The organism is Paenibacillus sp. CAU 1782, assembly GCF_054551715.1.
This window is the reverse complement of record NZ_JBTOLL010000026.1, coordinates 48,704-60,578: the sequence shown is the minus strand read 5'-3', so window position 1 is coordinate 60,578 and position 11,875 is coordinate 48,704. Positions and strand designations below refer to the sequence as shown.

Here is an 11,875-nt window from a genome sequence, read left to right as displayed (position 1 = left end):
CGCAAGAGCGATGGAGCCCCCGGGGTCAAAGTGTTGTGGAGGGGCCTTCAAGTGTTTCGCAACGTATTGGATACGTATCGCTTCTTACTGTAAATTTCCGGAAACATTGTGGGGCAAGCTTAGTCATGGATGTCCATAGCGTGGAGCTAGCTCCCGGCGGCCCTGCACGCCACAAAGATGCGGCGTACCGTTTACAAGCCGAATTTGGCAATCGTAGGCACCTTGTCCCACAGAGTTTGACCTCAATCGAAGTCATACGCTAATTTCTGTTTTGATCCTCCACTAACCGCTTATTCGCTTTTATCTTCGCTTTTATCCAAAGCCCGCAAAATAATAACAAGCGCTTCTGCTCGCGTTGCAGCGTTATTTGGCGCAAAGCTGTTGTTGCTGCGTCCTGTCACAATGCCAAGGCTGCGCAATGCTTCGACTGCGCCTTTGCTCCAAGCCGGAATCGCAGAATCATCGGCAAACGAGGTGGTTTCGCTATCGGACTGAGCAACCTCCATCGCTCTGGCCAACATCACGATCATTTCCGTCCGCGTAATTTCCTGATTCGGACGGAAGCTTCCGTCGCTGTAGCCCGTAATAATGCCTCGCTCAATACCTTGTCCAATCGCGTCCTTCGCCCATGCTCCAATTTTTTCATTGTCGCTAAAGGCAAGCTCCGGCTGGTCTCCCTGCCATTTGAACGCTTTTTCCAGCATCGTCATAAACTGGGCGCGGGTTGTTGTTGCGTTAGGCTTGAACGTATTGTCGGAATATCCGTTTACGATTCCCAACGCTGCCGCCCGCTTAATCGACGCCGCAGCCCAATGGTCTTCCGAAACATCCTTAAAGTCAACGACAGGTTGTTCCGGGCCAGTCGGCACTTCCGGTTCAACAGGCTGCTCAGGCTCCGTTGGCTCCTCAGGTGTTGTCGGAACCTCCGGCTCAGTCGGCTGAACTGGATCTACAGGCGGCACATATGGCGGGGTATAGCTTGATCTTGTTGTGACGGCAATCTCCCGTTCAACGCTCCGGTTGCCGGCTTCGTCCGTTGCCGCAACCTTGAACGTATAGCCGGTTCCAGACTGAAGGCCGCTGATTGTGGCGCTCGTTGCATCCTTCCCGACCTCCAGAAGTTTATCCTGGCCTCCGGACCTCCAAGTCACCTTGTAGCCTGTAACCGCAACATTGTCCGTGGCGGCGCCCCATGCCAACGTTACGCTCGACGTGCCCACATTGGAAGAAGTCAATGTGCTGCTTTCCGGCCATGTTGGCGCTTCTGTATCCTCCGTTGGTTCCGGCTCCGGCTCTGGTTCAGGCTCCGGTTCCACGGCGATCCATGTAAATTCCGCCGAAACGATTACATTGGCGCTTGGCATTACAAATCTGCCTTCAGCATCCACCTCAATGGCGGTTTGTTCGGCATTGTCCATCGCAACCTTGATTTGATGGAGCTGGTATCCGGCATTCGGCACTGCGCTGACGGCAACCGTTTCTCCTGCAAGCGCTCTGGCAGGAGCCGCAGTAACGGTACCATTTTCGATACCTTGGGTTATCGTTACGGCATAGTCTTGCTCGATAAGGAATTGGCCGTTTACGCGCATCAACGTAACGCCAACCCAGTCTCTAGCCGTTGAAACGCCAAGAGTCGTAAGCTTGATATAGGATGCTGTCGTTCCCTCCGGAAAGCTTTCCGAAAAACTGACGGCGCCGCCAAACTCTTCGGACTTGTCAATAACCGTTGTCCAGGCCGCTCCGTCCTCCGATACTTCAACCTTGTACTTCATCGTTTGCCAGAATGACAAATCAATGCTTTCAAGGCTTGCCGGTTTTCCTAATGCAACCGTAAGGGAGCCCATCTTCGTATTGCTTCCCGTCGACCACGCCGGGCCGGCTGTATCATTACTCCGGGCATTCACAAACGGATTGGTTGCCGGATAGCTTGAGCTGTTGCCTTCACCGGTAATCGCAACTCCCGTCTTGTCGTACCACGATGTCAAATCATTTCCAATAATGATTCCGGCGGAAGCCGTCGCTCCGCTTCCTGTTGTGGCGGTAATTTGCACTTCGCCTATGCCCAGCGCAGTCAGCCGCCCATCGCCGTCAACGGTTGCAATGCTTTCATTACTGGAGCTCCAGTGAATGATGTCATTGGCATAAGAAGGCGTCAGGCTTGCCGCAAGTCTGATTTTGCTTCCCGCCGGCACCGGATAAGACAGATTTTCGACAACGATGTTTGTCGCCGGGATATGACTGCTTTTTGTAAGTCCATCAACCGCCGCTTCCAGCGCCGCTATACTGTCAAGAACCTCCTGGCGCTTGTCGGCGGTTGGTTCGCCCGCATCCAAATATTGTCTGACTGCCTGGAGCTTGTCGTTGAAGTTTTGCAGGCTCTCGACCGTATAATAGTCGTCCGGATACGCCTTGGCGCCCAACGCATCAAGAATGGCCTGGTTCAGCTTGGGCACAAGCTTCTCTTCTCCTTTGACGACAAAGGCAAGCTTTGCGCTTTTTTGGTAGAGAGGCGTCCCATAAAGCGTAATCGTAAGCGTAACACTGGCTTCTCCCGTTTGGAGCGCCTGCAAATCGGCAATTCGAGGATTGCCCTCACTTGGCGTAACCGCCAATACGTCCGGATTATCGGAGCTCCACTGTACGCCCGCCAAATCCGTATCCCCGTCGCCGCCCGTCACTCTCGCTGTAAGCCTTTTGACATCGCTCGTCTCCAGCTGTATTGGTTCGGGGGTTTCTCCCGCCCTAAAAATAATGGTTTCCGCTTCATCCCAAATGAGGAAATGCTCGTCGGCAGAAATTTCATTCGTAACCGTAACCGGTATTTCCTTGTACAGGTTCGGGTTTTGCTTGGAGCTTACTCTAACCACAGCTTGGGTGTAGGGGATCTCATCCAGGGTTGCATACGTCTGCGCCGCTTGCACCAAGCCCGAAGGGCTCACCGTAATTGCCGGAGCTCCCTCTCCCTGAGCGGTCCAGACCACCTCTTGCGAAGCGCTCTCCGGATAGATCGAAGCCTTTAGCTGAACGCTCGTGTCTAATGTCCCGGCAACCGGAATCAGCTTGACTCCATTCACGCTGGCGTCCAGGCGAAGCGGCACCGGGCCTGCCGCGTACAGATTCAGATTATCCAGCATGCCGTTCCAGTTTAACGTGCCGCCGCTTCTGGTCGCCTGAAACTCGATTCCGGCCAAATCCTTTTTATACGTTGTGCCGGAATGGAATGGCACCTTATGCGTAGCCGTTAGCGTTGGATTCTGCTTGCTGGTTACGGTAAGCGTAATTTCTTGCGCCTTCATATCCAAAATAGCTCTGATCGTGTACCACGCATTATTTTCTGTAAAGCCGCTTCCAACCTGCGTCGCGCCGGCAAGAGCCGCATTAGCGATCGGCTGGCCGCCCGTGTTAAACACGATTTCGCCGCCATTGGTTTTTTGCACGCTCAGATATCGATTCAATGAGCTGTCCATCAGCGTAAAATGAACGCCGTTCGAATTGGTTGGCGCGCCGAAATTAAAATCAACATCGACAACTATCAATTCATTGGCAAGAGGTTTCGCAAAAAGCTTACGAGTTCCCCGTCCGCCTGTGCCGCTGGCGCTCAGGGACACATATTGATCATTCTCCGAGCCTGCAATGGTTGCGCCCATGGCGACATTTGCGCCATTGACTGTTCCCCAAGCGAGGCCGGCGACTCTGTTCTCGAAGCTTTCGCTGACAGATGGAACATAGATCACCGCTGTATCCGTATACCCGCCGTCATCCGCTTTAACGCTAATTTTGGCGGTGCCGCTGCTTACCGCAGTAACATTGCCGAATTGGTCGACTGTGGCGACCTCCGGCGTATCGGATATCCAGATCAGCTTGTCATTCGTAGCCAATGCAGGAACCGTTTTTGCAGTCAGTCTGACAACAGGCTGCTGCTCCTCCGACACTGCCTCGGAGTAATAATCCGACTTAAAGTAATATTCCTTTATGCCTAATTCAACGCCCGTAACCGGGATAGGCGTCTGCTGCACGATAACCGTCGTGCTTGCCGTATACGGAACTCCGTTGATGCCGGGAACCGTTGTTGCCGTAATGACGGCCGTGCCATTATTTATCCCGGTTACATTGCCGTTCTGATCCACCGTTACGATATTTTCGTCGCCGGAGGTCCACGTTACCGATTTATTGTTAGCATCGACAGGCAAAACCTCTGCCAGCACTTTTTTGGTAGAGCCTTGTTGAACCGCCACTTCATCATAAAGCAGGCGGATGCCTTCTACCTGAACCGGCAGAACCGTCACCGCCGCTTCGGCAAAAATGCCGCTGCTGTCATCCGAGGTTGCCCGGATTACCACTTCGCCAACGCCAACCGCCGAGATACGGCCAGTATCGTCTACCTTCGCTACGGTTTCGTCGCTGGACGTCCACAGCACCTTGTATCTGCTGGCATTACCCGGCGCTACCGTTGCCGTCAGTTTTGCCGTACGCCCATAGCTAAGCGAAAACTCCTGTTTGTCCAACGTCACGCTTGTTACCGGTACGCTGGTGACGTTTACGGCAAAGCTCAATTGCTTGCTTGGATCTGCGGAAGAGGTCACCGTAATGTTGGCCGTTCCGCCTTTGTTTGCAATCAGCTTCACCCGGCTATTCGTGCCGGTCATCTGCCGCATTACACCGTCTTGCGTTTCCCACGTTTCCCCATAGAATGAAACGATATCCGGATTGTCGGATTGGAAGATAACGGAAGGATCGGTAGGGAGACCGACCAAACTTGCGGTAACCGACTTTTTATCGAAAATTTTTGCCGTTATTGTATCCCCGTCGTTAATCGCGCTGTTTCCGTCCGTTATATTGATCACACCCAAGCTGGCTGGCAAAACAGGATTGCTCACGGTTACGGTCACGGAAGCGGAATGTCCTCCCTTTACCGTTGCTGTAACGGTTGCCGTTCCTGCGCTTTTTGCCGTAACAATACCGTTATGCGACACCGCAGCCACCTGCGGATTACTGGAAACATAGGTAACCACACTGTCAGTCAACACACTGTTATAAGGCTGAATGGTCGGCTTCACGCGTTGCGGAGCGCCGCCAACCGTAAGATTCATCGTATTATCAAGCAATGCGATGCCCGTAGGGTCTTCAGGCGTAATGGCAAAGGAAGCGCCATAATCCCGGATAGGCGTCTGCAGCTCGGCGTTTTTCTCTTTTGGCACGCTGCGCATGAGGTATGCGTACATGCTGTCCATCATATCGCCCGCTTTGCCCGGCTTGCTGCTGCCCATCTCTTTAATGTTAACATCGCCGTTGTTAAACAGGATTCTGACGTTTACGCCGCCTGTTCCGCCTTGCGCGCCGCCTGCTCCCGGCGTTGGAATCCATTCCGCAGCCCAGTAGTAGAAACCTCTGGTTTGTCCGTGCGGATTCGTAGCGTCAAGCGGCGCCTGCATGTAATCAAGCAGCCAGTTATATTGCCCGTTCGGGCTTTTTCGATAATACGACTGCCCCATGCCGGATGATTCCGTTTCGAAGGTTGCCAAGTAATTCGTAAAAGAAAACCCGGTTTCCACATTGACAAAATCCAGGTACCTGTACCGGCTGTCATTCCGCAAAAAATCCGCCATAATCAATGTTCTGGCGCTGGAATGCCCGCCATATAACGAATGAGATGTGCCTAGAATCGGTATATTGTCATTTACCATCGGACCAAAAAGCGAATTGGCAATGCCTGTGTCGCTCCCTTTGTTGGAGTGGATGGAGGAAGGAACTCCAGGTATCGCGTCATTAGCCGCCTCAATGGCTGCGGCAACCAGCTCCTTATGTCCGGTTGAGCTTCCTCCCTGTCCGACCGGCCACAAAATGCCGCTATTTTGCTCATTGCCCTGTTTAATCGAAACAATATCCAACCCTTCATCGGCAAACGGCTTCATAAAATCATAAACGTAGTTGTATACAGCCGTTTTCATATGCGCCAAATCCGGATTGCTCAGTTTGCCTTCATAGTTCGACTCGATCCATTCCAGTGGCATATGCGCCTTCGCCTGGCTCATCCAGCCGTCGCTAAAATGGAAGCTTGGCGAAAAGCTCATATTCAGCGCCGTCGCCCGCCGCGCCAAAGCAAGCGAATCTTCTTTGCTAAAATAACCATCAATCATGCGGTAGTAGAAGTTGTTGCCGTCTGCATCCTGTTTCAATACGACAGGCTGCGGCGTCGATTCCCATCCGTGCATGACATTGCCGGCATGCACCATGATCATGCTTGTAATGGAGTTTACGCCATGATTGGAGAAGATTCGCAACGAATCCTGCTGTACCCCGTTGGCAAAATATTTGCCGTCATTATCTTCGATCGCCGGCAGGAATGACACATCCGCGCCTTTGATCTGATTGTCGTCCTGGATCGCAAACAGGTTGAAGTTGTCGACGTACGCTTTGTCCGACCCGTTGCCGTTCCAGCCGTCGGCAAGCGAGGTTTCGTCATCGTTCCTGTAAACCGTAATGGAATCCCGGTATGCCTGATCAAAAACCGTATTGGCATACACTTCGATTTCCGTATCGTTTTCACCCGTAATAAAGGTAATGGACACCAGCGAATAACCCTCCGTGCCGGAAGGAGCCTGGCGCAGTACCTTAATATCTTGTCCCGCCGCCGTTCTTGCGCCAAGATTAACCCTGTTCCCCAGCTCCGTGCGGTGGACCAGCTCTCCCATCTTGCCGCTTGGGCTATAAACCGACTCGGTGCGGAACTTGTCTTCCTTGTCCACCTTCGCGCGCATCGTCAATCCATATCTCGTGTTTGGCTGCACGGCCACCTTCTGAACGATTTCACTGCCTGCCGAAAGCCGGATCGCTTTAGCTCCCGTATCGATGCCCTCCGTGATCACCTCTACGGTACCTTGATTAACCCAGCTATCCAGACCATTTTCGAAATCCCAGTTCAAAATGGTGTTATCATCTTCGGCATCCAATTGAATCTCGATCTGGTCGATAGTCAAATTCTGGTTGCCTGCGTTGACCTGAATCGTCATTTGCCCGTTATAAACGAGCACATTGCGGTGGCCGATCTGAACCCACGTATTCGGCGTTCCCAAATGCGGGTCCAATAAGGCTACCGAATCCGGGCCGCCTGTATCTTTAATGGTGAACGCTGCAGCGTTGTTGCCTGCCGTTCCTTTTGCCCATAATTTCAAGGTGTAGCTGCCCTGAGGAATACCGGTAACGGTTCTGCTTATCGAGCTGCCTGCCGACAATAAAACGCTGTTGTTTCCTTGTTTTGCCCCATCCGTTGTCAGTTGAACGTTTCCTGAAGCCGTCCATCCCGTCAATCCCGACTCAAAATCAAAATTATCCCCATTTCCAAAGGCTTGAACAGGAATCAGGGTCAACCCCTGCACCAGCATTGCCATAACAATAAAAATGGAAAGAAACCTTCTATTCCTTTTCATGATTGTGCCCCTCTCTTTATTACTGCTGTAGCGTTGAGCGTTCGTTCGCGCGATCGGCAAGCGCTTTCAATTGAAGGCTGAAACAATTGCTTTGCTCCCTTGCTTCAAAAACGCGCACCTCTTCCTCCTGGCAACCGGAATTCTCCCATCGGATTACAACCCAAATGAACATCTCCTTCCTCATATGTAGTCATGCTTGTCCTTACTGTAACGAAGAAGGCGGTATGAGGAGTACGTGATAAACCTACTTTTATCTTTGAATTTCTAAGATGGGGGTGGAAAACAAGCTTAAAAGGCTTAGGAATGTGGACATACACAGTATCTGCGATCTGCGATGCCCGCCGCCGTGTGAAAAGTTCTTCCGGGCGTATGCTTCCGAAGAACGTTTTCTGACGAAAACGTGCGGCTCTTGTCACCAGATTCCCTCCGGAAGAACGTCGCTACGCAAGCATCACTTTTCTCCAGAACATAATGAAAGGCAAAAGAAAAAGAGCCGTTGTTAGCGGCTCCTTCGTTTTAATTCATCCAACGCTTAAATACGCCTATCATAAGCAGAAGCCAGGCTGCTCCCGCAAGAATGCCTCCAAGCACATCGCTTGGATAATGATGCCCCATATAAATTCGGCTGACTCCGATACAAAGCACGAGCAGTATAGCCGCCGTCGCAACAGTAAATTTGACCATTCGACTCCGCAAATGTCCCCAAACTGCATATACAATAACACCGTACAAAGCAATCGCCGCAACAGAGGACGAGCTTGGGAACGAAAAGCCGGTGACCTCGGATAGCCTGTAAAGATCAGGCCGTTCCCGACCAAACAATGATTTTAGAATATAACCAATTGCCGTAGAGCCTACAACAACGGATGCAAACAGCAGCAACTGCTTCCTGTGTCCAAAAACGGTAAAAAACAGCAGCAGCGCCAGAACTGAAATAACCGCTGTCGGAACCGTAGAGCCCAGCCAGGTCAAGCCTTGCATCAGGCGGGTCCATCCCGGACTTTCCCAGCCTTGCACAAACACAGTAACGTTTCCGTCAAAGGAGGTTGTCCATTTTTTCTGGACGCCAAGCGCTAAAAGACTGAATCCCACTATTGTCAGGAAACTGAGTGCGTCAATATACATTAATTTTAATGACTGCGGTTTGGTCATCTGTCATCCCTTCCCTTTTCATCCATACTAGCGTCTTCTCACATTGAATCAGCATATATGAAACTCGGCTGGCGCTTCCATACCTAAAAGGGGGTATCTTCGGCAATTTTAAAACGACGTATACCTATGGCGCCAATGGTGAACTGGTATCAAGCACAGATTCTCTTGGTTAGGTTACCGGGTTTTCCTACGCCAATGCAGCGTATCATCTAAACGGTGCCTCGTCCCATCTTCAGAATACGATACGCGTCATTGAGCCCGATCAAAAAGAAACGCTAACGCATTATGACAAAATGGGTAGAGTCACAAGCGTTGTAGAAAAAAGCCCTACCAAAAGTAGAACCACATCTTATGTCTATACCCCTCTTGGCCAAGTGGCAGAGAAAAAGGTGACGTCCAACGGTCAAGCACAAACAACAAGTTACAAATATGACGCCACTGGAAACTTGATTTATGTAGTGGATGATGCAGGTCAGCACTATCAATATGTGTATAACCGTTTAGGTCTTGTTACGGCCGTCTATATTAATGGACAGTTGCAGAAATCGCAACAATATAATGAAATTGGGCTGCCTTTGGTTAAAACGGATGCTGCCGGGTTGCAGGAGACCTTTGCGTACAAAAACAATGGCCTCTTGGACAAATACAAGGATGCGGATGGACAGCAATACCATTATTCGTATACGCCCTATAATGAACAGGCGCGCTTATCCGTGAGAAATGCAGCAGGAGCGGAAACGTATTGGAATGAAACCACGTATGACCCTTCCACTCGTTTAATTACCGGGGTTGCGAATAGCGAGAATGAATTCCTCGGCTATCAGTACGATACATGGAAGCGGCTGAATCAGAGAAGCTTTGGGGGTACTTCCTATACGATCGGCTACGATGCCTATGACAGATTAACCTCTGTTACGTATCCAGGCGATCAAAAATCAGCCACTTATGGTTACGATACGCTGGGACGTATAACATCTCACTAGCGTTGCATAAAAGTTCGCCGTTTTAGAAAAAAGAATATTCAGAAAACGAGTTTGCGTGGTGAAATGAAAACGGTCGGACAGCTCTCAAAGGTAGCACGTCCATTGGGTTGAATTATGCAATTCTGTTCACTTTTACACAATGTCTTCTGCAGGCGTCAATCTTCCGCTCGTTTTCGTTGCCGCCCTCGCGATGTTCGACTGGGTTTTGCCTTGAGCCGCATGATCCACTGACTGAACGGTTTCCATAATAACGTTGTGAGCCAGCGAGTGAGCTGCAGTAAGCTGTGTTCGACTTTCGTTTCCAGCTTGACAAGGGCGAGCAAGCAAAACGCAATAAGGGCGATCCAGACCTGATTATAAACAGCTGATTCGCTCGTGCCGTAGAGATGCTTAATCTGCAAATGTTGCTTCATCCACTTGAAGAAGGTCTGTCGGCCCAGCGGCTACGGTACATTTCACTGATTTCATCACAAGTGAGGTCAAAGCGATTAGTCACCAGAAAGAGCAGATTCCCCTCTGAATCTTGCGTCTGCACCATTCGCAGGACGTGCTTCATTTTCTTCTGCTGGGAGCCTATTCGGACACGCCAATCGGCCGAAACTGCGCTGCCCTCGGAAACGGTTTGCTCGTCCATAAAGGCCAGTCGCATATGGATTTTGATGCCCGCTTTCGTCTTGCGGAACTCCGCCCATTTAAACTTTTGCAGACACAACGTGACCGTGGTCGAGTCGATGATTTTAATGTTGTGGCGATGAGATCGCATACCTTGGCGTGACAGCACGAGCCGCGCCAAAGACTCGAACACCTGCTGCAATAGCTCGGGATCGACTTGCTTATGCTTGCGACTGAGTTGCGAAGCTGAAATGGAAATCAGGCCCAGCTCATCCTGCAAGTCTTCGCACAGCACATCGTCGGCGATGTGACGCAAGCCTTCATGGCACTGCAACTGTGCGAGCAAGAACAACTTGAGGTAAGCGGTGGTGGTCAGCTTTTTTGTATATTTATCTTGCTGACATTCGGCCACCGCAGTTGTGAATGTTTTTGTACAAATCGGCGCAAGCCATTTACCAAATGAAGAAAATAGCGTATGATTGTCCATGCTGAGATCCTTTTCAGTGGATTTATGGACAGGTCTACCTCTCCAATCCATTGTAAAGGATTTTTTTATGGGCAAAACCAAAATGAACGCAATCTTTTGAAGATTCTGAGAACATTAATGCAACGCTAGTGAGTAATCGTACTAGACATGAAATTATTAAAGCATTTATGAAAGATGACGATTCTGCATATTTTTGTGTAGTTGATGGCTATTATGATGATGAGTTCATAAGAGGTAGGGTTACGTTTAAAAATAGGAAATGGGTAGAGCCTTGGTGGCGACTTGACAGTTATCCAAATCTTGCTTGGTATAAGACGAAGGAACTTGACGAAATTCAAAAAGCAATTTGGGATGAGCAACATTTTGTTTGCATTATTTTGAAGCAGGACGAACCGTTTGACAATTACTCCTACGTCATCAGCTGCAATGAAGACGATATAGGTGATACATTATACATTTACGCGAGGGATCAAAGAGACTTTATAGTAAATGTAGTCCCCCTCCTTCGTGACCATATTAGCGACTTAAAGGTTATCGTTGATTAAATATAATCGATTATGAGGAATATATGGGGTTACAACTTAAAGAAGGCATAGTTGAGATTAGAGCCGTTGATAGTTCTTATTTTGAAGTTTTAACGAATAATAATCATGTAATGCAAAGTATCCTGTCTCATTTTTATAATTTTGAACTAATATCCCCCTTAGTTAGCGAGGTGATTCTGATCAAAAAGATAATTATTGTTTCTGTTGCAATAATTGCTATTATCCTTTTGTTTGAAACAGTAAGGACAATGAGTAATCCGCTCTACCCATCGGATAGCAAATTAAGAAGTGATTTTCTGGAGGAAACGCCGTTAGGCACTTCCATGGATGATGTTGTCCACTATATTGAATCAAAAGAAAATTGGGAAGTTCGTTACATTAGTTCAGATCATGGTTTCTTACATCAAAGAAAAACGCCCATAGAGACCGTCGGCGTTAAATCAATCCGGGTATTTATTGGGGAATATAGCAGTATGTTTGACCTATACTTCTCAACTTCTGTAACCGTATTCTACGGATTCAATGAACAATCTGAATTAATTGATATTTGGGTTTGGAAGGATCTCAATGCAATTTAAAAATTCATTTTTATGGTGACCGCTATTGTTTGGATTTTGGTGGGCTGCCGGAGTTTAATAAGACCCCGGGATGAATTCCCAAGGTCTGTTA

General features: G+C 49.4%; 5 protein-coding genes. 2 read left to right on the top strand and 3 right to left on the bottom strand.

Going from position 1 to position 11,875, the window contains the following annotated elements; genetic code table 11:
* Positions 1-290 precede the first annotated feature (290 nt).
* Positions 291-7,427, bottom strand: coding sequence for an Ig-like domain-containing protein (locus ACX93W_RS26165; RefSeq protein ID WP_459395308.1), 7,137 nt, complete (start codon positions 7,425-7,427; stop codon positions 291-293).
* Between the two features lie 516 nt (positions 7,428-7,943).
* Positions 7,944-8,579, bottom strand: a complete 636-nt coding sequence (locus tag ACX93W_RS26160; protein WP_459395307.1) for a phosphatase PAP2 family protein — start codon at positions 8,577-8,579, stop codon at positions 7,944-7,946.
* Between the two features lie 389 nt (positions 8,580-8,968).
* Here ACX93W_RS26160 and ACX93W_RS26155 point away from each other — a divergent pair, with 389 nt between their 5' ends.
* Complete coding sequence (locus tag ACX93W_RS26155) at positions 8,969-9,562, top strand: hypothetical protein (RefSeq protein WP_459395306.1); 594 nt, start codon at positions 8,969-8,971, stop codon at positions 9,560-9,562.
* A 409-nt stretch (positions 9,563-9,971) separates the two neighbouring features.
* Here ACX93W_RS26155 and ACX93W_RS26150 read toward each other — a convergent pair whose 3' ends face one another.
* On the bottom strand, positions 9,972-10,661 hold the full coding sequence (locus ACX93W_RS26150) for a DUF4372 domain-containing protein (protein ID WP_459395305.1): 690 nt from the start codon (positions 10,659-10,661) through the stop codon (positions 9,972-9,974).
* 568 nt (positions 10,662-11,229) lie between these two features.
* On the opposite strand from ACX93W_RS26150, the gene ACX93W_RS26145 reads away from it, so the two are divergent.
* Positions 11,230-11,784 (top strand): hypothetical protein, encoded by a 555-nt coding sequence (locus ACX93W_RS26145; RefSeq protein WP_459395304.1) that lies wholly within the window; start codon positions 11,230-11,232, stop codon positions 11,782-11,784.
* The last annotated feature ends 91 nt before the right edge of the window (positions 11,785-11,875 follow it).

Coding starts and splice junctions, on each gene's coding strand:
- ACX93W_RS26165 (WP_459395308.1), bottom strand. CDS start 7,427: ATGAAAAGGAATAGAAGGTTTCTTTCCATTTTTATTGTTATGGCAATG.
- ACX93W_RS26160 (WP_459395307.1), bottom strand. CDS start 8,579: ATGACCAAACCGCAGTCATTAAAATTAATGTATATTGACGCACTCAGT.
- ACX93W_RS26150 (WP_459395305.1), bottom strand. CDS start 10,661: ATGGACAATCATACGCTATTTTCTTCATTTGGTAAATGGCTTGCGCCG.
- ACX93W_RS26145 (WP_459395304.1), top strand. CDS start 11,230: ATGGGGTTACAACTTAAAGAAGGCATAGTTGAGATTAGAGCCGTTGAT.